The organism is Acinetobacter sp. YH12086 (assembly GCF_013419345.1).
Lineage (GTDB): Bacteria > Pseudomonadota > Gammaproteobacteria > Pseudomonadales > Moraxellaceae > Acinetobacter > Acinetobacter amyesii.
In genome coordinates this window covers 643,735-664,559 of record NZ_VPAF01000001.1, presented here as the reverse complement: position 1 = coordinate 664,559, position 20,825 = coordinate 643,735, and the positions used below count along the sequence as shown (strand labels likewise).

Sequence of the window (20,825 nt, the reverse complement as noted above, 5' to 3'; positions counted from 1 at the left end):
TTGTGCTGGCGACAATAGCAAGAGTGAACCACCTGATCCCTTCCCGAACTCAGAAGTGAAACCTCTTAGCGCTGATGGTAGTGTGGGGTTACCCATGTGAGAGTAAGTCATCGCCAGCTCATTATTCTAAACACCCCCTGACTAGTCAGGGGGTGTTTTTTTATGTGCGGGGAAAAAGGGAAAGTTATCAAAATAGAAAAATAATAAGAGAAGCAAATTCAAAAAATAGGAAAACGAGAGATATTTAAAGAAAATAAAACTAAAATACTCAATCCATCTATATCATTTTAAAATCTTTTGCTAATGAAAATGTGTAATAAATCAATATAATAAAATCGTTTGTTTCATTAATAATATATAGGGTATTTAAGATGTTTTTAAAAAAATTATTAACTATAGTTTTATTTGCATTTGTTTCTTTAAATACTACAGCTGGTGTGTATCAGGATAAACTAAGTGAATGTTTGGTAAATAAAATTTCAGCAGAAGAGAGTCAGAACTTAACGGCTTGGATTTATTTGGCATTTTCAGCACATCCAGAAATTTCTAAGTATAGTAAAGTGACGTCCGCTGAGATGCAAAAGATTGATAAAAATATGGCAAATTTATTTCAAGATTTATTTACTAAACGTTGTAATGCTGAAATCAAAGCTGTTACAGAAAATGAAGGAACAAATGCTTTGGGTAAAGCATTTGAACTATTGGGGAATCGTGCAGCTGAGAACCTGATGAAAAATCCAGTTGTTGAAAAACGTATTGCATCATTTGCACAATATTTTGATGAAGATAAAATGCGTGACTCGATGAAATAAATTGAATCGGACTAGGCGAATGTATTTGACAGTTGATATTCGCTTAGTTCATTACTCACTCTTTTTAAGGAATATAATAATTGCCCTAATAATACATTTTTTGATGTTAAGACAACTAATATCATGGGGTGTAGAGGATGAGAGATAGCTGTGAGTAATGCTTTACCATTTTCAGCATCTAATGTAATGGTTTGACAACCAATTAAATTAATCTCGTTAGTAAAAGCTTGAACCATTGCTAAGATCGAACTGCTTACAGCTGCAAGTTTTCCAGAATTTTCAATATTTTTCTTTTCTATAGATTTTAATTCAAAACCATCAGTTGAACATAACATCATATATTCAATACCGGACACATCAGAAATTAACTCCTTCATGAGTTTATGTGCATGTTCAATAAGCTGTAGTGGTGCTGAACGTGTTGTACGAATTGCTGTATTCATAATATCTTCATTAGATTGAAAGTTGAACTTCGGCTTTTGCAATAAGTGCTTCTAGAATAAAAAGAATGTCTTTTTTATTTCTAGCATCGATATAAAAAATCGGGTGATGTATCTGTTGTGAATCCTGCCATTCTTTATAAAGTTTGGTAGATTTATACTGCGTACTGTCTAAATGTGTAATCGCGATGATGATGTTTTCATTATTTTCAGAAAAATAATTTAAATAATCATTCAGCTGCTGAATTGGATGGTCATGTGTATGATCAATCAAAATAATTGTACCAATCGCGCCGTTACAAATGGTATTCCATATAAAGTTAAATCTTTCTTGGCCCGGCGTACCATATAAACCAAGTTTAGTACCATCGGCGAGAGTAAGTTCACCATAATCGATTCCAACAGTAGTCAAAATTTTTTGATGCGCATTTTGATCAGTATTAAGCGCTTCTGTACTCAGTACAGGAATATCAGAAATACTTTGAATAGCAGTGGTTTTTCCGGCACCCATCGTTCCGGCAAATACGATTTTGTATTGCTGTAAAATCATAATGAAATTTTAGATTCCTAATTTTTTTCGAAGACTACGGAAAAAACTCTGTAGTGGATTTGAAGATTCTTGAGCTGTTTTTTGGCTATGATATACACTCGCCATAGCTGGTATCTCTTCTATGATTTCAGCAATGTGGCATGCAAATAAATAGCGATTGATAATGTTTTGGCTCAAATGTATTTGTTCAGCAATATATTGAGTAGAACTACCTTCCATAAAAAAAGCGGATATTTTCAATAGTGATTGTCGCTCAGCACAATGTATAGGCTGTGGCCAATGCAAAAGTTTATAGTGGCTTGTGTAATTGGGGGGAGTACCATCTACGTAATCCCAAACAAATTGCCATAATCCATGCTGTAAATTTATTGATTCCAACCCATATTTAAAAGCAACAACTGTATTTGTATCTGCTGGAATGAGTGTGATTTCAGAATTTTGTGTGATTTGAATATTTTGTTCTATCCAAAACTCATTGCTTAAGTTATCAATGAGTAAGATTGGTTTTTGATCTAAAAGCAATAGTTGACGTTGATGTTTATTTAAATCTTTAAAAGCCTGTGAGATCTGGAGTGCATTTAATTTAGGTTTTATGTCTTTAACAACAATAGGATTGGAGACATTTACAGGATTAGTATCACGGAACCTTAACGCAGCTAAATGCTCTAACCAATGCTCAAAATGATTGGTATTTGTTAGGGGTAAAAACAGGGTATCGTGTTCGATTTGATTTGCTTTCAATTCATTTTTTTTAAGTCTAAGTATGATTAAAGCTTCGTGCCTTATTTTATTTATATTCGGCAGGTCGATAAAGTCATCATTGATTAATAGGACTTGGAGTTTCGAATCTGCAATGTTTGTCCAATGAATAGTAAAAGTTTCAGATAGCTTATTTGAAATAATAGATTTAATGTCATTGATAACATTTAGATTTAAGCCAAAGACAGAAATATATAATGTGCTATTCACGAAATGGTCCAGAAAAACTGGGTTATTTCTGGTGAAATAACCCAACTTTAAATTAAGAAAAATCTAATTCTTTTTCGAAATGTTTAAGTTCATGGCGCGCCATAGCAAGGTTTGATTTACTACGGTCTAAGACGAGGTAAAGAAATAATGCTTCATTTGAGTCGAGTGGGCGGATTAAGTGATATTGTTTACCCAGAGTAATTAGAATGTCTTCGATAGAGTCATTTAAATTCAACGCTTTGGCAACTTTACGCTTTGAGCGTACAACTTCAGTATTACCAGCAGCAGCTAATTCTAAATCGATGTCGTTATTGCCTTGTGTCGCCATAGCAAGGCCACTTTCGCTGTCAACCAAAGCTGCAGCAATAAAACCGTCAATGTCTGTTAAAGCGTTTAAAGATAATTTGGCCATTATTAACCCCAATAAATTATATGTTAATCAGTAATATAGTTTTACTGACCTATATGATATTAGCTAAAAATAATGAATAAACAATGCTAAAAAAATCAGCTGGTTGATTATTGTTAATAATAAATAAAGTAAAAATGGTCTTTAAATGATTCTTGGCTGCTAATAGTTGTAGGATTGTGTAGAATATTTAAACTTTTTATAGAATTGTTGTATATGAAATTCAATTAAGGTTGTTGTTTTATAAGAGTTTTTTTATTAATAGATTTAATGTATTATTTCATTAATTTAATATGCAAAAAACGATTATGTAAGATGAAATAAATATTAAAAATATATGCTGTTTGTTTGTTTATTACTCATTAAAATACATCATATAATATTATTCTAGAATCTATATTTGTGATTTAAGTCTATTAAATTCAAGTATTTGTGATATATGTTAAAAGTTCAATCATGGGGTAATAGGATTGAACTTTACTTCTTATAATGCACTTTTTAAATTATTTCGATGTTGTTTCACTTGTTTTGCATAACGTTTGCCTTGTTTTTTCATTTTTCGATTGGTGTTATAAGCGGTAGGTCCGACATTATAGTAGGCTAAAGCTTTTGGCATGCTGCCAGCGGCATTTTTATATTTAGTTAAAATAAATGACCCACAATTAATATTGGTTAATTCGTCATATAAATCCCCAGGGCATGTTGCTTGCCAATAACGTGGCATCACCTGAGTTAAACCGACTGCACCTGCAGGTGAACTGACATAAGGGCGGAAAGTTGATTCTTGGCGAATAACAGCAGCCAGTAGTAAAGGATCTAAGTTGTATTGATCAGCAGTTTGCACAATGTAGGGTGACACTCGATTTGCAGTTTCAGGATTGACTGAATAGGCCTTTTGGATCCCTGATGAAAGTTTAACAGCACGTTTTTCTACAGAGCCACCACCGAGTGATGAACATCCAGAAATCAGGGTTACAGATATAATAACAGTTGAAAACTTTAAGCTGTGAGCGCTTAGGAGCGACGAAAGACGAGTTGAAAGGCGAGTTTTATTCAGTACATTCTGCATTTATATTCACTTTAAAATAATCATGGCTAAGTGTAATTTCTAAAGTGATAGTATGAACTGGAGACTCAGAGGTCAATATTTTCTTAAGTTGCTCTATACAGTGTAATTGTAAAAATTGATGGAAATGTACTCAAATTACATGATTGTCTAAGTGAAGAGAGAAAAGCAGATCGTGTTAATTGAGTTAGTATTTCTCTCTTTACATTCTTACTTACTTAAGATTGTGGGTTATTCAAAAGCGGAGATCTTTAATTATAAAAAACTTGAATATCCACTCATTAAATATCTCTATTTGAAAAAGCTCTAAAACCTTTTCAGCGAAATTAATTAAATCTAAGTTTATTAAAGCGTTTTAAGCATCCAAATTTCACATGCTTGGCTATGACCTGTATTGCCCTTGGGAGCTTGTAAGTGTTGAAATCCTACTTTTTCATAGAGTTTCACCGCTTGCCCAAGTGTATGTGTGGTTTCTAAATAACACGCTTTAAAATTATGATCTTTGGCAAATTGAAAACAAAGTTCTAAAATATCTTTGGCTAAACCATGACCACGTAATTCAGGCAAAAAATACATTTTTTGGATTTCTAAAATGCTTGAATCTCCAGCTAAAGGAGAAAGGCCGCCACCACCTAAAATTGTACCGTGTTGATTTTCAATAACCCAATATTGTGCATTTGCTTGTGCATAAACGTGATATAAATCATCTAAAATTGGATCTGCAACGGCAAATCCTGATTCAGGTGCTAATCCAAATTCTTTGGAAACTGTGCGAATGACATTGGCAATGCTTGCATTATCTTCAATTTGAAGTGGTCGGATTTGAAACATAATGATCGAAAAACAAAAAGATGGATTGTTTATAGACTGATCCTATAAAAAAATCCATCTCTAAGTTTAAAATTACTCAAGCAAAAAATTATTTTAATTCGCTTGAACTTTTACCCAGTTCACGACGTGCAACGATTAATTGTTGAATTTGTTGTGTGCCTTCAAATATATCGAGGATTTTTGAATCACGTGCCCATTTTTCCAATAATTCATCTTCGTTATAACCAACTGCAGCTGCGAGCTCTACACATTTTAATGTGATTTCATTACCTACACGGCCTGCTTTTGCTTTAGCGATGGATGCTTCACGTGAGTTAGGTTTTTTGTTGTCGGCCATCCATGCGGCTTTGAGCATGAGTAGACGTGCTGCTTCCCAGTCTGCTTCCATTCGGTAGATTTGTGCAGCAATATTCGAGCTTTGTAAGATCGGTGTTGAATACTGCTCATCTAATTCATCTTTAAAGATTTCTTTAATTCGCTCTAAAGATGCCTTTGCACAGCCTATAGCCATCGCAGCAACGAGTGGGCGAGTATTATCAAAAGTTTCCATAACCCCAGCAAAACCCTTTGCTACATCAATTTCAGCATTGCCTAATAAGTTTGCAGCAGGGACACGACAATCTATAAAACTAATGGCAGCAGTATCAGAAGCTTTAATACCCAATTTATGTTCTAGGCGTTCTACAGTCATTCCTGGTGTACCTTTTTCAACAACAAAGGATTTAATCGCTGCTCGACCTAATTTTTTATCTAGCGTTGCCCAAACCACCACGGAATCAGCACGCTCACCCGAGGTGACAAAGATTTTTTCCCCATTGAGAATGTATTCATCGCCATCTTTCGTCGCTGTTGTCCTAATAGCAGCAGAATCAGAGCCGCAATTGGGTTCTGTAATGGCCATAGCGGCCCAAGTTCCTTTTAAGCGTTCTAGTTGTTCATCATTGGCTACTGCGGCAATAGCCGAGTTTCCAAGCCCTTGTCGAGGCATACTGAGCAACAGACCTGTATCTCCATAGCACATCTCGATGATACTGAGGGCTGTTGACATATTGACACCGTTTTTATTACCCGTGTCTGTGTCGCCACGTTTATTGACGGCAGCACCTGCATTCATGCCATCACCGCCATCATTCATACCGTCGACGAGGGAAGACAACATGTCTAACTCTTTAGGATAGGCATGTTCGGCTTTGTCATATTTACGTGAAATAGGACGTAGAACATTTAAAGCGACTTCATGGGCTTGGTCGATCAGCAATTTAAATTTTTTCGGATTTTGTAAGTTCATGGACATTTCCTTGTTTTTATTTTGCTGAATTACGCATGTAAGCCAGATTGAAGAATCGTTGTGGCACGTAAGTCTCGATACCAACGTTCTACGGGATGTTCTTTGGTAAAGCCGTGACCACCTAATATTTGCACGCCATCGGTCCCAATTTTCATCGATTTTTCAGCACATAGCACGCGGGCTAAATAGGCTTCACGATGAAATGGCTTGCCAGCTTCGGCTAGACTTGCTGCGTTTAGGATGAGCATATGCATGGCATCAATTTCGATTGCCATATCTGCAATCATAAATGCCACACTTTGACGGTGTGAAATTGGCTCTCCAAAAGCTGTACGTTCGTTGGCATATTGAATGCAATACTTTTTCACTGCAGTTGCGGTACCAACAGCCATGGCACACCACATTAAATTGCCAAGATCGATAAATGATGTGTAGTTGAAATCTTGATCGCCTAAGCGTTGGGCAGGGGTCTGATCAAATTTTAACGTTACCGTTTCAGTGGCTTTCAAACCCATAGCAGGTGTTTTTTTTGCGCTAATGCTCTGGTCACGTTGCACAATAAAAACTTCAGGCTGCCCATTGAGCATGGCACTCACCAAGAGCACATCTGCCTGTTCACCTAAAAGGACTAAGGTTTTCTCCCCACTGATTTTATACTGCTGGCCATCAGCAATCGCGTGAGTTTTAAGTTGATAGGGATTAAATGCCGCTGTTGCCTCTTGAACCGCAAAGCTTGCACGTAGGGCTGAATCATCTGCAAATGCCGCTAAGTAGGTTGCTTGAACAGATTCTGAACCCCATTGGGTGATGGCGTTGATACAGCTAAATGTCGACAGTAAACCTGCTGTTAAACTAAAGTCACCTTCAGCCAATTGTTCAGCAATTAAGATATTGCTAATGATATTTTTTTCTGCCGCGACGCCACCCAAATCTTCAGGTAAGGCATAATAATTTAGACCTAGATCTTGGATATGTTGCCATAACACTTCTGGAAATGTTTCCTCTTGATCGGCTTGATGAGCAAGTGGATACAAGACTTCTGTGGCAAACTGCTGCATCGCATCAGCAGTCATTTGTTGTTCTTCAGTCAGGTTTAAATCAAATAATGATTTTTGTTGATTAGGCAAACGTTGCTTATGCACATCTTTGTTGGTCTGAAATACTTTTTGCGTTTGGCTCAAGGTTTTAAAACCAGCTTTTGAGCTCTGATACAAAGATTTTTCAACAAATTTGCGCAGTTTAAACTGATCGAGTACATCACTACCGGCAATTTTAGTTAAAAGTGAGAGTCCAAATCCTTGTGCCTTGTTTACCATATTGGTCATTGTTGTTTTCCATTTGCGTTGTTCTTATTTAATGCTGACATGCCAAAGATAGAAAAACCATGTCATAAATGACATGCATGATTGTCAAAGATAAACGGCGAGATTAGGTGGAATTCGATTGCTAAATGATTAATTAAGAATAGAAAAGTAAAAAGGCTTAAAAGTATTGTTATTTTAAAATTGACTTAGCTGACATTTGAGTCAGCCAAGTTTTAAGGTCTGTATTGAATGATTATTGATATTTTTGAATCATACGACGAACATTGGTTTTTGCTTCAATGACGGTCATAAAGGTATATGCACCGATAAATTTACGGCTAATAAACATAAACTCTTTAGGTGGAACTGAGAAATAGCGAGATGCCATCGATTTTGACGCTTGTTGCATCACACGGCTATGTAATTGGCTTTTTTTCCAGTCATAGCGTTGTTGTTCGTCCATAACACCAGCAGGGATGTTTGGGTTATTTTCAGTGCTACTAAATGCCTCTGTCGCTAACAAAAAGACTTTAGCCATATCAGGTTTAATACTTTGTGGAATACCATCAAAGAACTCATAACCTGTCATCGCTTTGACCATTTGCTCAGAGCTGTGATGGTAACCCGCGGTAATCAAATTACGCGCAACGCCTAATAGATGCTCATCGAACTGACGGATCGCACCAAAGTCGAGGAGAACAATTTTATCTGGCACATCCGCACCATTGCCTAAACGGACCAAATAGTTTCCGAAGTTAGGGTCGGTTTGCATTTCACCCCATTCAAAAATTTCGCGTACGGCAATTTCAAGTGATGCTTCACCTAAGGCATTACGGCGCTCTTGAGGAAGTGATAGCATTACAGGGCTATTAATCGGTACACCACGTTCAAAGGTCATACACAGTACTTGAGGTGTTGAATAACCTTCAATGATTTGCGGCACGATATAGCGTGGGTCTTCTTTTAAGCGTGCAGCAAAACGGCGAGTGGTATCTGCTTCGATTTTATAATTTACTTCACGATGCATCATTTCACGAACTTCATCAAACCACTGATCAAATTCACGGGTTTGAGGCACCATTCGTGTCAGTTTGAGCATGTTTTTGAATAGATTCATATCCGAATCGATAGCATCTGCCACACCCGGATACTGGATTTTTAAAACCAGTTCTAAGCCATCAGATTTGCGTTTTGCACGGTGAACTTGTGCCAAAGATGCTGTACCAAGTGGCTCATGATCAATCACGAGATCATCAAGCTTTGAGCCAAGTTGATTTTGTAATTGGACTTTGATGGCTGGCCATGCCAATGCAACTGTTTGATTGTTCAAGGTATTGAGGGCTTGGGTGATTTCTTCAGGCAGAAAATGTTCACCATACAACGCCATCATTTGCCCAATTTTTACAATTGAACCTTTTAATTTACCAATTTCTGCGACGAGATATTCAGCCTGATCTTTCATGGCTTTTTTACGCTTTTTCTCTTTTTCTTCCTCACTCGAAAAAATAGAAGTGGCGTTTGATGCTGCCCAACGAGTTCCCGCAAGTAGCGATGCCTTTGCGATAGATAAGCGTCGATCCATAGAAGACGTTTTCAAGTGTTTGAGCTTATCGTTCTGATCTGACATGTAAATTAAATCCTTTAATCAGCAATTCGCAGAAAAATACATTGTAGCTAATTTTAACGTTTCTTAACGTATTAAAATAGTTCAACTTACTGAATATGCAGTAAGCATTTGCAAACTTAAGCAAGATGCCACGTAGACAGGCACATTGGAAATAAAACTATAAACGATATTTGATTTTTACCGTATCGTTTTGCATCAATGCCGCTTTATGTTCTTCAATATGTTGATGAATAAGGTGTTGGACAGATTCGTCTTTAAATCCGGCAGCATAACCTTTGACAATAATAATGCTCGGTAAGCTAAAAAATAGGGTACGAGCGTTTTCTAAACTCGGATCAGGGAAAACTTGATGTTCGATCAGCAGTTGCTGAAAAAATGCCTTTTCATTTTGCACGTTTAAAGACTGAGTGTCTTCCCAATAGCTTTGACGCATAGCCATGAGGTTATTGTGCTTATAGCTCATTGGAGCCCCGCATTTAAAATTTAACTGTTTGTATGGGGATGATTTTAAGAAATTAAAGCTTAGGATCAAGTACAAATTGCTAAACAATTGAGCTTGAATTGGTTTTTATTCGTAATTTTTATCTATTAGGTTTTATAGCATGCTGAAGAAAAGCCTAAATTACACATTTCATTTCAGCGAATGTATCAGACCTCATATATACGGTTATGAAATGCTTTCAAGCGGTGAATAATGCCGTATTTTTATTATAAATAGCATCAAAACAAGGTATCATAGGGCGTTTAAAAAATTATGAACTGGAGACGCCTTAAGTGGATCGACCGACTATTAGCCCTGAACATTTACAGGAAGCAGCTGAAAACCTATCTACAATTCGTGATTATATCCGCTTTGGGGTAACAGCTTTACGTCAATATGATGCCCACTTAGGACAAGGTACAGAAGACTATTTTGCTGAAAGCTCAGCATTGGTTTTACAAACGTTATCTCTAGATTGGAATGCAGATGCGGAAATCTTAGATGCGAAATTATTGCCAAGTGAAGTTGCAGAATTTTTAGCATTGTTAGAACGTCGTATTAATGAAAAAGTTCCGACGTCTTATTTACTTAACTTATCATATTTCTTTGGTAAGCCATTTTATGTCGATGAACGTGTACTGATTCCACGTTCTCCAATCGCGGAATTGATTGAAAACCGTTTTGCGCCATATTGCTTAGGTGAAAATGGCAAAATGGGTGCTGCGGTTAATAATCTACCTGAAAATGCCAATCCAAAAACTCCTCAGCGCATTTTAGATATGTGTACGGGTTCGGGTTGTATCGCGATTGCTTTAGCATATGCATACCCAGACGCTGAAGTTGATGCAACAGATTTGTCTAAAGATGCACTTGAAGTGGCGCAAATTAACTGTGAACACCACAATAAACAATATCAAGTGGCTTTACTTGAGTCTGATTTATTCGCCAAAATTCCAGCGGAAAATCAATATGATTTGATCGTGTCGAATCCACCATATGTGGATGCTGAAGACATGGCAGATTTACCAGAAGAATTCCACCATGAACCTGAAATGGCGCTTGCTGCGGGTCAAGATGGTTTGGATCTTGTCCGTAAAATGTTGGCACAAGCTGCAGATTACCTGACTGAAGATGGCTTAATTGTGATCGAAGTGGGTAACTCAGAATGGGCAATGCGTCAAAACTTCAATACCGTTGATTTTTACTGGTTACAGTTCCAAAAAGGCGGTACAGGTATCTTTGCATTGACTGCTGCTCAATGCCGCGAATACCGAGATTTATTTATTCAATCTGTTCAAGCATAAGGAGTCGTTTGACATGGCAGGTAATAGTATAGGGCAACTCTTCCGTGTAACGACTTGTGGTGAATCTCATGGCGTTGGTTTGATGGCCATTGTGGATGGGGTTCCACCGGGTATTGAACTGACTGAAGCCGATTTGCAAAAGGATCTGGATCGTCGTAAGCCGGGCACATCTAAGTTTGCGACTCAGCGTAAAGAACCCGATGAAGTTGAAATTATTTCAGGCGTATTTGAAGGCAAAACAACCGGTACATCGATTGGTCTATTGATCCGTAACACAGATCAAAAATCAAAAGATTATGGCAACATCGCGCAAACCTTCCGTCCGGGTCATGCAGACTATACTTATACACATAAGTATGGTTTCCGTGATTATCGTGGTGGTGGTCGCTCGAGTGCTCGTGAAACTGCGATGCGTGTTGCTGCGGGTGCGATTGCTAAAAAATTCTTGTTTGAGAAATTTGGCATCGAAATTCGTGGTCATGTAACCCAAATTGGTACCGAAAAAGCAGAGAAATTGGACTGGAATGAAGTTCCGAATAACCCATTTTTCTGTGGTGATGCAGATGCCGTCCCACGTTTCGAAGCTCTCGTAACGTCACTTCGTGAACAAGGAACGAGCTGTGGCGCCAAACTGGAAATTATTGCGACGCAAGTACCAGTTGGTTGGGGCGAGCCTGTATTTGATCGTTTAGATGCAGATATTGCACATGCTATGATGTCCATCAACGCTGTAAAAGGTGTTGAAATTGGTGATGGCTTTGGTGTTGCCGAGCAGTTTGGTCATGAAACCCGTGATGAGTTAACTACGGATGGTTTCTTGGCAAACCATGCTGGCGGCATTTTGGGCGGTATTTCGAGTGGTCAGGACATTCGTGTTGCGATTGCTTTAAAACCAACAGCATCCATTACTACGCCGGGTAAAACCATTACGATTAATCGTGAAGATACTGATGTGTTGACCAAAGGTCGCCATGATCCTTGTGTTGGTGTTCGCGCGACACCAATTGCAGAGGCGATGTTGGCAATTGTGCTTATGGATCACTTCATGCGTAACCGTGCACAAAATGCGGATGTTGTCGCTCCATTTGCCCCAATTGAACCCAAGTGAGGAAACAAAGCGCTGCTTTGTTCCGAACGCGGTTGGTGAGTAGCGTTAGCGAGTCACAGTGGATAAATAACAAAGCGTTGCTTTGTTTCGAACGCGGTTAGTGAATAGCTTTAGCAAGTCACAGTGGATAAATAACAAAGCGCTGCTTTGTTCCGAACGCGATTTGGTGAGTAACGTTAGCGAGTCACAGAGGATAAATAACAAAGCACTGCTTTTTGTTCCGATGCTGTTGGTGAATAGCGTTAGCAAGTCACACTGATGAGCACATTGCTTTAAAAAAACCAGACAATTGTCTGGTTTTTTTATTTCAGTAAAATAGGCCTATGAAAATAAATAGATAAAAAATATGAATATAAGACATGCTTTACTTGATGATATTCAGCAGCTCGAAAGCTTAATGAATACAGCCTATCGAGAGAATCATCCCAAGAGCTGGACCACGGAACATCATATTGTTCGAGGAAATCGAATAAATGTCTCTCAACTCAGTCAACTCTTACAAAAAAGGATTTTCATCTATATGTGATGGAATCGTAAAATACTCAGATCATGGGGTGTATTGGTATTCAAATGCAGGGTATGAGCTGTGAAATTGGTCATTTTGCAATTCATCCAAATGAGCAACCTTAGGGCTTTGGAAAAAATTATTGCAATTTGCAGAACAACAAGTGATGTTGATGGAACCCAATGTTGAAGAATTTGTGATGTATGTGATTGATCGGCGTTTAGAATTAATAAAATATTATCAACGACGTGGCTATAACATAACAGATGAAAATCAAGCCTATCCTCTTCATCTAGAGGTGGGTCAACCGATATATGAACTGACAATTAAACAATTAATTAAACGAATAAAATAAAGATCATGTGATGTATTTGATCAATTTATAAAGCGAGATGAATAAAAAATCCCAAAAGAAAACATACACTAACTTTTGGTATTTTTATTTTAGACTATTTGAGCTTAAGAATAAGCACGTAAAAATAGTCGATAGGCATCTGAAGATTTTTGGTTTTTTAACATATAGTGTGCGATTTCACCTTGGTTGGTATTCATTATCACAGCAATATTTTTTGCGTCCCGAAATTGTTTAAGCACAGCATCTGGGATCATCACGGTATTAGAAGAATCAATCACATTTGAATTATCTAAGCGACGATAATTTGTTTGAACAATTGCAGGATAAGACAAAACTTTGCCGTCAATCACAAAAGATATTTCACTCATATCAAGCTGCTGTTGATCATAAGAATGCAGTGAAAGTGCATACTCACCTTTGTTTTTTTGCCAATCAATTGCAAGTTCAGGACATTTTTGCCCAGCTTCACATAGTAACTGACCCCGAGTAATGGTTCGTTGGATCACTTTGCTGTTTTCAACGGTATTCACACCATTTAGCTTCAAGGTTCTTGTTTCAGGTTTATTTTTAGGTACGGTAATACAACCTGTGAGTAGTAGGAGTGTAAATCCTAGAACTAAATAATTTTTCATGTGTTGTTCCATGTTAGTGTTATTTTTATGAGCAATATTTATTTTGGCGCATATTCACACAGAAAAACAAAAAAGTAAAATACATCACACTTTTCTAGTTTTGTTCGAGCACTGCTTTGATATAAGTGGTTGATATTCAAATAAATAATATTTTTCAGTGATGTTAAGCGAACTTCATAGAAATTTAGATATCTTAAGCAAAATCTGTGATTTCGCGCTATCAATCTGCTCGGGATTGGTTTGTCGAGATAATTGTTCACGTGGTTTTTCACCTAAAAAATATTTGATCCGTTCGGCATTTGCACCTGATGGATGGGGAAGTCCAGCTAAAATCTGTTGATCATTTAAATAGCCTAAGCTGCTTACATAATTTAAAACCTCATCTACACCTTTGCCTAGCGGGATATAAATTGCGTTAGGAAGCTGTTGGACCATAGGAATAAAATAATCATCAATATGTTGTTTTAATAATTCATTTTTTAGCATTGCGGGTGTTGAGCCAGCATAATTTTTTCCATTGACCAAAATGCATTGCTGTAAAACCGAGCACATTTGCACTATATCTTGATGATTGCTAAATAGCTCAGCAGTGGTCTGTATGCCTAATTGATTGTGTAATCCAATATGATCTAGCAGTTGAGTTAAATTTTTACGAATAGGGCCGCTAAAAGCGCCACTATTCTTGGCAAGTTTAAGAATGTTTTCCTCAGATACTTGCTGTTCTAAGCCGACCTTTGCTGCGATTAATGCATTACGCCATTGTTGTTGGCCTGGGCAGATGCCGACGATGACCACTTTTGCATCATGATTTATGGCCTCGAATGGTGCATAAAAACTTTGAACAGGCCCCAGAGTCTTAAGAAGGAGTAAATCACTTTGGGTTAATTCTTCAATAGAATGTGTTTTGATCACAGATGCAAAGCGAGAGAAAAGCGTAGAATCCGACATAAAACTTCAATCTTTCTAGTTATAAATTTCATTTAATATTTTAAACCTTTATTTTAAAGATGAAGTATTTAGGTGTAGGAAAAATGATTTTAAATTTATAACCTAACAACTTAAATCGATATAAAAATAATATTTAACAATATTGACCCAAATAGGACTTGAGATTTGGTACAAATATTGCTCATATCTAACTAAGGCAATATCAATAAGAATGCGAAATAAAAAACGAAAGGATGATTGCAGGAGAGAAGCACAGATTGTGCTCGCCGAAGGAGCAAGTTCCCCCAGGAAACTCTCAGGCAAAAGGACTGTAATCATATAAAAAATCTGGAGAGAAGTGGGCTAGACCTACTCACCGAAGGGGAAGGTTCACATTGCTTCGCAAAGAACCAAAGCTCTCAGGTACCAATGACAGATGGGGCAAACATAGGAAATATAATTTCCAAGGAGCCTATATGTGTCATATTGTTGTGATTGGTGCAGGTATTACTGGGGTAACGACAGCTTACGAACTCGGATTACTCGGTTATCGTGTCACCGTGGTCGATAAACATCTTTATCCTGCAATGGAAACGTCGTTTGCCAATGGTGGTCAATTATCAGCATGTAATGCTGAAGTCTGGAATCAAAAAGCAACGGTGGTGAAAGGCATCAAATGGATGTCGCAAAAATCGGCACCATTATTATTAAATCCAAGTTTTAATCTACACAAATATTCATGGCTCTTTGAGTTTATGGGACATATTAAAGATTATCGTGAAAATACTCACGAAACCGTCCGTCTCGCATTGATGGCACGTCAGCGTTTATTTGAAATTGCTGAGCATGAAAACTTACAGTTTGATTTAGAAAAACGCGGCATTTTACATTTCTTTCATAATCAACATGATTATGAGGTAGCGACTCAAGTTAATAATATGCTCTGTGAGGGTGGCTTAGAGCGTCATCCTGTGACATTAGCTGAAATCCGTGATATCGAGCCTAGTCTGACAGGTGAATACTATGGTGGTTTTTATTGTCCGGGGGATGCCACGGGCGACATCCATAAATTTACAACGCAGCTTGCTAAAGCAACAGAACGCTTTGAAGTGAAATATATGTGGGGTTTTGAGGTGACTGACTTTGAACATCATGCAAAAGGTGTCAATGTTCAGTTAAAAGCCAGTGATGAAAATATGGAACATCCTGATGCTGATACCATACTTGAAGCAGATGCTGTGGTGGTCTGTGGTGGCGTAGGTAGTTATGAACTTGCGCATAAACTCGGTGACCGCGTAAATGTCTATCCAGTCAAAGGATATTCAATCACCATAAATTTAAATGATGAACAAAGTCAGGCCAATGCGCCTTGGGTAAGTCTGTTGGATGAAAGTGCCAAAATTGTGACTTCACGCTTAGGTGCAAATCGACTACGTGTTGCAGGCACGGCAGAGTTTAATGGCTATAACCGAGATATTCGTGCCGATCGCATTCAGCCTTTAATTGATTGGTCGAATCGCAACTTTAATCTATCAACTGAACATGTGGTGCCATGGGCGGGTTTACGACCAATGATGCCCAATATGATGCCTGTGGTGCATGCAGGTAAGCGTGATCATATTTTCTATAATACAGGGCATGGTCACCTTGGATGGACCTTATCTGCGGCAACAGCTGCAATGATCAGCCAGCAAGTGCAGCAAACACATCCGATTTAACTGACCTATTGTAGACATCAAAAAAGCCTCAATGTTGAGGCTTTTTTGAAGTTTCTAAGTCATTCGAATTTGATCTTAATCATATAAACGATAAATCCCTGCAAAACGTTCACAGCCTTTTTGTTCAGTTTTTACTGAGAGTAAGGCTTTACTGTAATTGAACTGATATTTGCAGTCGTGTTCATTATCGGTGATTTGATTTTTTTGTTCGGGTGTTGTGTAAGCTAAAAATGGAATGGTTTGTGTTTCAACTCGATTGTTCGGATTACGATAGGCAATGCCTTCAATTTTGATGCTGTCTTTGCCCAGTTGATGCACCTTTAAATGTACAGGTGATGTCGCAAAATGACCATTTTCAAATTTCAGATAATGCTGCGTTAAACTTTGGTTCATCGAGGTGTAGATATTCAAATCTTCATGGCGAAGCTCAAATTGTTGTTTAAAACACTCCAAGTTTTTGCATTGCTGAACTCGGCTATACCATAATTTTTGCGTATCTATCAGTAAGCGTATTGGGGCATCGGTAATCAACTGCGCTGTTAAAAAAAGCCCATCTAGCTTTTCACGCTGTTCTTTAAAACGGTCAGAACAATAATTTTTTTTTGCCTGAGTATTGGCATGATCACAGTCTATCTTTTCTGCATGCGTAAACGTCGCTAGGCCAGAACCTATTAGCAGAACTAGTCCGAATTTTTTGATGATATTTATTTCAGTTTTCAACAGCATGATCGCTTATACTTTCACTATGTTGCGCTTGCCCACACTATAGCGAAATAGAAAGCGTGAATACAAGATTTCAATCATTATTTTCTCAAGGAACTCAAGCATGATAGCTCAAATTCGTATCGGTCAGGGCATGGATGTGCATGCATTTGAAGAAGGTGACTTTGTAACGCTTGCTGGTGTTCAAATTCCACATACACATGGACTCAAAGCACATTCAGATGGTGATGTGGTATTGCATGCGCTTTGTGATGCATTATTAGGAGCTTTGGCACTTGGAGATATTGGTCAGCATTTTCCAGATACAGATCCAAAATTTAAAGGTGCCGATAGTCGAGTACTTTTAAAACACGTCTACCAAATGATTTTAGATCGTGGATATGTACTTAATAATGCTGATATTACCGTGGCTTGTGAGCGCCCTAAACTAGCAAAACATAATTTAGAAATGCGTCAAAGTATCGCAAATGTTATGGATGTTGAAGTTACACAAATTAGCATCAAAGCGACCACCACCGAAAAATTAGGGTTTACCGGTCGCCAAGAAGGTATTCTTTCTACTGCAACTGTACTGATTTCTCACGCAAAATGATCTGGATGGATCAGCGCATGTTGTAAATCTTGAGTTGCTTTACGGCCTTGGAGTTGTAAGGCAACCGCATGGATTAAACCTGTCCAAGTTTCATTGGGTTCCCAAATTTGATGCATAAATTCTTGAGCCTTTGGCATATCAACATCCATATAGTATTGACGGTATAAATACATCAAACTGCTGACACGGAAGTTTTTCGCACAGTGTAGCCAAACCGTTTGCCCTTGAACCAAATGGTCAATCATATCGAGTACTAAAAGGCATTGATCATCTGAAGGGGTATCCCAAGAGATTGGAACTTGGATATAGTTCAGGCCTAGATCTAGGCAAATGCGGTCTTCATGCTCGATGGATGCATCGGTCAGGGCTAAATTGATAACCGTTGAAACACCATATTCTTTAATCGTTTGAAGCTCAGAAGGAGATGGTTGTCCTGACGTTAATAAATGTTCATGTATATATTGGAAGTTTTCAATGTGACTTAACGCATTTTCGATTTCATTCATCTGACAAATAATCCTTCAAAGTAAAACGCCATCTCGAAGATGGCGTTTTTCATTCACTTAGCGTGTCGGTAACACGTCTTTAAGTGCTTCATGCATCTCTAACAAGACTTTTTCAGTCGTATCCCAATCGATACAGCCATCAGTCACTGATTTACCATATTCGAGGTCACATAGGTTGGCAGGAATATCCTGACGACCACCTTTTAAGTGACTTTCTACCATAATACCCACGATTGACTTGTTTCCGTCAAGGATTTGTTCAGTAATATTTTTCAGAACAAGGGGTTGTAGGTACGGGTCTTTGTTTGAGTTTGCATGACTGGTATCAATCATGATTTTGCCACTAACTTTTGCTTTGGCTAATGCCGCTTCGGCATCTGCAACTGAACCTGCGTCGTAGTTTGGTTTACCGTTACCGCCACGAAGTACAACGTGTGCATATGGGTTACCACTGGTACGAATAACAGAAACTTGACCTTGGTCGCTTAAGCCCAAGAAGCTATGACCATGTTTAACAGATTGCATGGCATTGGTCGCAACGGTTAAACCGCCATCTGTACCATTTTTAAAGCCCACAGGTGAAGACAGGCCAGAAGACATTTCACGATGTGTTTGGCTTTCAGTGGTGCGCGCACCAATTGCTGACCAAGAGATAAGATCTTGGTAGTACTGTGGTGAGTTTGGATCGAGTGCTTCGGTTGCACAAGGCAAACCTTTTTCATTCAATTCAAGTAAAAGTTTACGACCAATACGTAAGCCTTTTTCGATGTTGAAAGAATCGTTCATGTCAGGGTCATTAATTAGACCTTTCCAACCCACAGTGGTACGTGGTTTCTCAAAATACACACGCATCACGACATAAATCGTATCTTGGATTTTGTCACTTAAAACTTTTAAACGGTCAGCATAATCATGTGCAGCGACTGTGTCGTGAATTGAACATGGACCAATGACAACAAAAAGACGTTTGTCATTTCCATCTAAAATATTACGTACAGTTTCACGGCCCTTAAGGACTGTTTGATAGGCAGTTTCAGTCAGAGGTAGCTCTTTTTTTAGTTCTGCAGGAGTAACAAGTGGCTGAATGCTTTTTACATTCACGTCATCAATGTCGTTTTGGGTAATAGAATTTGACTGTAAAGTATTCATTGCCGTCACTGGTTTGATTATACAAAAGGTTGTTTCGTGAGCCGAATATAACATGAATATAGCATTCAAATGTTATAAAAAAGATCAATAAGTCTCTGAAAAAAAAGTGATGAATCGGGCAGTTAATTTAAACCTGCTGACTATTCACCGTCGGTGCGATCAACATTGCAGTTGTTTGTTTTTCGACAGGTTTTGATTTTACTGGATTAATGATGAAATTCATGCCTAAAACAAACAAGGTAATGCCTAAGACTTTACGAATAACTTTTTCAGGTAAACGTGAGCTGATCAAAGTTCCGACAACAATCGCTGGAATAGAACCCACCAATAACCAACCCAATAAATGAAAATCGACATTACCTGAGCTCATATGACCCAAGCCTGCAACCAGTGTAAGAAGCACGGCATGTACGACGTCAGAGCCGATAATACGAATCATCGGTAAGTTCGGGAACATAAGCACCAAAGCCATAATACCGAAGGCACCTGCACCAACAGACGATAGAGTAACGAATACGCCTAAAATAATCCCCATGATGATGATATATGCACGCTTATTTTTAGCTTGGAAATTGATACGTTCAAGATCCGCACTCATATCATCCAACTGATCAGTTTTTCGAAATTTATTAAAGAATTTTTCGATATGACCACGGAAAATAATTGAGATACCAGTAATCGTCAGCATAAAACCCAAAAACATGGTTAACACGGTTTTGTAATGTGTCGATTGGCTTAAATAGTTTTCAAGTACCCAATGGGTCGCAAAAGACGCAGGGATACTGCCGACTGCAAGCCAAATAACAATGGTCCAAACGATATTCATTTTACGGGCATGAACTAAAGAACCACAAAATTTTGAAATTGCGGCATACAGTAGATCTGTACCGATCGCAATGTGGGGTTCAATTTTATACAGGCTGATCAGGATAGGGGTCATCAATGAACCACCGCCAACGCCGGTAATACCTACGCAGAAACCTACAATTACACCTGCCAGAATGAACTCTAAAGGACCGACCATCGCTGAATGCCAAATATCATAAAACGTGCATATCTTATGACTAATTGATATAAGTCGTTGTCTCGATTAGTGATTTACTTGTGAAAAAAATAGATAAAGAATGTTTTTAATTTTGGAATAAATGAATTTTATCTAAACTAAGTTATTGATTTCGGTTTTCTCAAGTAGTTAATAGTTCAAATGGAGATTATGCTGCAGTGAAATCATGTATTTAGAATATAAGGTGATGACTATCTGAAATGCATATCTAATACCAAAAAACGCACCGTAGGTTTATTTTTCTAGTCTTTAATTAGTTATTTATCGATATATGCGACTGTGAACTTAAAGTCCATTCCTGCAAAATCTATACTCCTTAAAAAGATAAGGTTTCGCCATTATTCGAATATGAGTAGAAGGACACTAACTAGACATTTTAAACATGCGTCATAACGACCTATTGTCACTTGGTTAAATAATGAAAGACTGCGATGTGGGGCTGAATTGCTCGAATTGACAGATTATT

At 37.9% G+C, this 20,825-nt stretch carries 22 protein-coding genes, 1 rRNA gene and 1 riboswitch; of the genes, 7 read left to right on the top strand and 16 right to left on the bottom strand.

Going from position 1 to position 20,825, the window contains the following annotated elements:
* Nucleotides 1-4 precede the first annotated feature (4 nt).
* Together rrf and FTU29_RS03225 are read left to right on the top strand one after the other, a co-directional pair.
* Nucleotides 5-119 (top strand): 5S ribosomal RNA (rrf, locus tag FTU29_RS03230).
* Nucleotides 120-371: 252 nt separating this feature from the next.
* On the top strand, nt 372-812 hold the full coding sequence (locus FTU29_RS03225; RefSeq protein WP_180107217.1) for a hypothetical protein: 441 nt from the start codon (nt 372-374) through the stop codon (nt 810-812).
* A gap of 11 nt (nt 813-823) precedes the next feature.
* Here the strand turns inward: FTU29_RS03225 and FTU29_RS03220 are convergent, their stop codons facing one another.
* From FTU29_RS03220 to FTU29_RS03175, 10 genes are all read right to left on the bottom strand, one after another.
* Nucleotides 824-1,255 (bottom strand): roadblock/LC7 domain-containing protein, encoded by a 432-nt coding sequence (locus tag FTU29_RS03220; RefSeq protein WP_180120330.1) that lies wholly within the window; start codon nt 1,253-1,255, stop codon nt 824-826.
* A 10-nt stretch (nt 1,256-1,265) separates the two neighbouring features.
* The gene (locus FTU29_RS03215; protein WP_180120328.1) at nt 1,266-1,802 is read right to left on the bottom strand and encodes an ATP/GTP-binding protein; all 537 of its coding nucleotides are present in this window, start codon (nt 1,800-1,802) and stop codon (nt 1,266-1,268) included.
* A gap of 9 nt (nt 1,803-1,811) precedes the next feature.
* Nucleotides 1,812-2,771, bottom strand: coding sequence for a hypothetical protein (locus FTU29_RS03210; RefSeq protein ID WP_180120326.1), 960 nt, complete (start codon nt 2,769-2,771; stop codon nt 1,812-1,814).
* 52 nt (nt 2,772-2,823) lie between these two features.
* Nucleotides 2,824-3,183, bottom strand: a complete 360-nt coding sequence (locus FTU29_RS03205; protein WP_078193877.1) for a hypothetical protein — start codon at nt 3,181-3,183, stop codon at nt 2,824-2,826.
* Nucleotides 3,184-3,664: 481 nt separating this feature from the next.
* Entirely contained in the window at nt 3,665-4,249 is a 585-nt protein-coding gene (locus tag FTU29_RS03200; protein WP_111884299.1) for a lytic transglycosylase domain-containing protein, read from the bottom strand.
* Nucleotides 4,250-4,591: 342 nt separating this feature from the next.
* Nucleotides 4,592-5,077 carry a GNAT family N-acetyltransferase gene (locus FTU29_RS03195; RefSeq protein WP_180120325.1) on the bottom strand — a complete coding sequence of 162 codons (486 nt, stop codon included), beginning with the start codon at nt 5,075-5,077 and terminating at the stop codon, nt 4,592-4,594.
* Nucleotides 5,078-5,165: 88 nt separating this feature from the next.
* The gene (locus FTU29_RS03190) at nt 5,166-6,365 is read right to left on the bottom strand and encodes an acyl-CoA dehydrogenase family protein (RefSeq protein WP_180120322.1); all 1,200 of its coding nucleotides are present in this window, start codon (nt 6,363-6,365) and stop codon (nt 5,166-5,168) included.
* A gap of 29 nt (nt 6,366-6,394) precedes the next feature.
* Nucleotides 6,395-7,681 (bottom strand): acyl-CoA dehydrogenase family protein, encoded by a 1,287-nt coding sequence (locus tag FTU29_RS03185; RefSeq protein WP_180120392.1) that lies wholly within the window; start codon nt 7,679-7,681, stop codon nt 6,395-6,397.
* A gap of 241 nt (nt 7,682-7,922) precedes the next feature.
* Complete coding sequence (locus tag FTU29_RS03180; protein ID WP_180005577.1) at nt 7,923-9,296, bottom strand: AarF/ABC1/UbiB kinase family protein; 1,374 nt, start codon at nt 9,294-9,296, stop codon at nt 7,923-7,925.
* A 157-nt stretch (nt 9,297-9,453) separates the two neighbouring features.
* On the bottom strand, nt 9,454-9,759 hold the full coding sequence (locus FTU29_RS03175; RefSeq protein WP_078193872.1) for a hypothetical protein: 306 nt from the start codon (nt 9,757-9,759) through the stop codon (nt 9,454-9,456).
* 311 nt (nt 9,760-10,070) lie between these two features.
* On the opposite strand from FTU29_RS03175, the gene prmB reads away from it, so the two are divergent.
* From prmB to FTU29_RS03160, 3 genes are all read left to right on the top strand, one after another.
* Nucleotides 10,071-11,081: a 50S ribosomal protein L3 N(5)-glutamine methyltransferase gene (gene prmB / locus FTU29_RS03170; RefSeq protein ID WP_180120320.1), complete on the top strand. Its 1,011-nt coding sequence runs from the start codon at nt 10,071-10,073 to the stop codon at nt 11,079-11,081.
* 13 nt (nt 11,082-11,094) lie between these two features.
* Nucleotides 11,095-12,189, top strand: a complete 1,095-nt coding sequence (aroC, locus tag FTU29_RS03165; RefSeq protein ID WP_168378684.1) for a chorismate synthase — start codon at nt 11,095-11,097, stop codon at nt 12,187-12,189.
* A 647-nt stretch (nt 12,190-12,836) separates the two neighbouring features.
* Complete coding sequence (locus FTU29_RS03160) at nt 12,837-13,049, top strand: hypothetical protein (protein WP_180094097.1); 213 nt, start codon at nt 12,837-12,839, stop codon at nt 13,047-13,049.
* Between the two features lie 104 nt (nt 13,050-13,153).
* On the opposite strand, the gene FTU29_RS03155 is transcribed toward FTU29_RS03160, so the two are convergent.
* Together FTU29_RS03155 and FTU29_RS03150 are read right to left on the bottom strand one after the other, a co-directional pair.
* On the bottom strand, nt 13,154-13,681 hold the full coding sequence (locus FTU29_RS03155) for a hypothetical protein (protein WP_180120318.1): 528 nt from the start codon (nt 13,679-13,681) through the stop codon (nt 13,154-13,156).
* Nucleotides 13,682-13,855: 174 nt separating this feature from the next.
* The gene (locus FTU29_RS03150; protein WP_180120316.1) at nt 13,856-14,629 is read right to left on the bottom strand and encodes a hypothetical protein; all 774 of its coding nucleotides are present in this window, start codon (nt 14,627-14,629) and stop codon (nt 13,856-13,858) included.
* 230 nt (nt 14,630-14,859) lie between these two features.
* Nucleotides 14,860-14,950, top strand: a riboswitch (glycine riboswitch).
* Nucleotides 14,951-15,084: 134 nt separating this feature from the next.
* Between FTU29_RS03150 and FTU29_RS03145 the strand changes: the two genes are divergently transcribed.
* Nucleotides 15,085-16,326 carry a D-amino acid dehydrogenase gene (locus FTU29_RS03145; protein WP_180120314.1) on the top strand — a complete coding sequence of 414 codons (1,242 nt, stop codon included), beginning with the start codon at nt 15,085-15,087 and terminating at the stop codon, nt 16,324-16,326.
* Nucleotides 16,327-16,401: 75 nt separating this feature from the next.
* Here the strand turns inward: FTU29_RS03145 and FTU29_RS03140 are convergent, their stop codons facing one another.
* The gene (locus FTU29_RS03140; protein WP_180120312.1) at nt 16,402-17,052 is read right to left on the bottom strand and encodes a hypothetical protein; all 651 of its coding nucleotides are present in this window, start codon (nt 17,050-17,052) and stop codon (nt 16,402-16,404) included.
* Between the two features lie 100 nt (nt 17,053-17,152).
* Here FTU29_RS03140 and ispF point away from each other — a divergent pair, with 100 nt between their 5' ends.
* Nucleotides 17,153-17,641 (top strand): 2-C-methyl-D-erythritol 2,4-cyclodiphosphate synthase, encoded by a 489-nt coding sequence (ispF, locus tag FTU29_RS03135; RefSeq protein WP_078193864.1) that lies wholly within the window; start codon nt 17,153-17,155, stop codon nt 17,639-17,641.
* Here ispF and FTU29_RS03130 read toward each other — a convergent pair.
* The 3 genes from FTU29_RS03130 to FTU29_RS03120 all read right to left on the bottom strand — a co-directional run bounded on the left by FTU29_RS03130 (nt 17,629) and on the right by FTU29_RS03120 (nt 20,320).
* Nucleotides 17,629-18,147 carry a protein tyrosine phosphatase family protein gene (locus FTU29_RS03130; protein WP_180120309.1) on the bottom strand — a complete coding sequence of 173 codons (519 nt, stop codon included), beginning with the start codon at nt 18,145-18,147 and terminating at the stop codon, nt 17,629-17,631. The two genes, ispF and FTU29_RS03130, sit on opposite strands and share 13 nt — an antisense overlap.
* A 57-nt stretch (nt 18,148-18,204) precedes the next feature.
* Entirely contained in the window at nt 18,205-19,296 is a 1,092-nt protein-coding gene (locus FTU29_RS03125) for a 3-deoxy-7-phosphoheptulonate synthase (RefSeq protein ID WP_143221612.1), read from the bottom strand.
* Between the two features lie 127 nt (nt 19,297-19,423).
* Complete coding sequence (locus FTU29_RS03120; RefSeq protein ID WP_180120307.1) at nt 19,424-20,320, bottom strand: sulfite exporter TauE/SafE family protein; 897 nt, start codon at nt 20,318-20,320, stop codon at nt 19,424-19,426.
* Between the last annotated feature and the right edge of the window lie 505 nt (nt 20,321-20,825).

Bases quoted from the DNA above. Each gene is read 5' to 3' on its own strand.
- FTU29_RS03225 (WP_180107217.1), top strand. From the start codon at position 372: ATGTTTTTAAAAAAATTATTAACTATAGTTTTATTTGCATTTGTTTCT.
- FTU29_RS03220 (WP_180120330.1), bottom strand. From the start codon at position 1,255: ATGAATACAGCAATTCGTACAACACGTTCAGCACCACTACAGCTTATT.
- FTU29_RS03215 (WP_180120328.1), bottom strand. From the start codon at position 1,802: ATGATTTTACAGCAATACAAAATCGTATTTGCCGGAACGATGGGTGCC.
- FTU29_RS03205 (WP_078193877.1), bottom strand. From the start codon at position 3,183: ATGGCCAAATTATCTTTAAACGCTTTAACAGACATTGACGGTTTTATT.
- FTU29_RS03200 (WP_111884299.1), bottom strand. From the start codon at position 4,249: ATGCAGAATGTACTGAATAAAACTCGCCTTTCAACTCGTCTTTCGTCG.
- FTU29_RS03195 (WP_180120325.1), bottom strand. From the start codon at position 5,077: ATGTTTCAAATCCGACCACTTCAAATTGAAGATAATGCAAGCATTGCC.
- FTU29_RS03190 (WP_180120322.1), bottom strand. From the start codon at position 6,365: ATGAACTTACAAAATCCGAAAAAATTTAAATTGCTGATCGACCAAGCC.
- FTU29_RS03185 (WP_180120392.1), bottom strand. From the start codon at position 7,681: ATGGTAAACAAGGCACAAGGATTTGGACTCTCACTTTTAACTAAAATT.
- FTU29_RS03180 (WP_180005577.1), bottom strand. From the start codon at position 9,296: ATGTCAGATCAGAACGATAAGCTCAAACACTTGAAAACGTCTTCTATG.
- FTU29_RS03175 (WP_078193872.1), bottom strand. From the start codon at position 9,759: ATGAGCTATAAGCACAATAACCTCATGGCTATGCGTCAAAGCTATTGG.
- aroC (WP_168378684.1), top strand. From the start codon at position 11,095: ATGGCAGGTAATAGTATAGGGCAACTCTTCCGTGTAACGACTTGTGGT.
- FTU29_RS03155 (WP_180120318.1), bottom strand. From the start codon at position 13,681: ATGAAAAATTATTTAGTTCTAGGATTTACACTCCTACTACTCACAGGT.
- FTU29_RS03150 (WP_180120316.1), bottom strand. From the start codon at position 14,629: ATGTCGGATTCTACGCTTTTCTCTCGCTTTGCATCTGTGATCAAAACA.
- FTU29_RS03145 (WP_180120314.1), top strand. From the start codon at position 15,085: ATGTGTCATATTGTTGTGATTGGTGCAGGTATTACTGGGGTAACGACA.
- FTU29_RS03140 (WP_180120312.1), bottom strand. From the start codon at position 17,052: ATGCTGTTGAAAACTGAAATAAATATCATCAAAAAATTCGGACTAGTT.
- ispF (WP_078193864.1), top strand. From the start codon at position 17,153: ATGATAGCTCAAATTCGTATCGGTCAGGGCATGGATGTGCATGCATTT.
- FTU29_RS03130 (WP_180120309.1), bottom strand. From the start codon at position 18,147: ATGAATGAAATCGAAAATGCGTTAAGTCACATTGAAAACTTCCAATAT.
- FTU29_RS03125 (WP_143221612.1), bottom strand. From the start codon at position 19,296: ATGAATACTTTACAGTCAAATTCTATTACCCAAAACGACATTGATGAC.
- FTU29_RS03120 (WP_180120307.1), bottom strand. From the start codon at position 20,320: ATGGTCGGTCCTTTAGAGTTCATTCTGGCAGGTGTAATTGTAGGTTTC.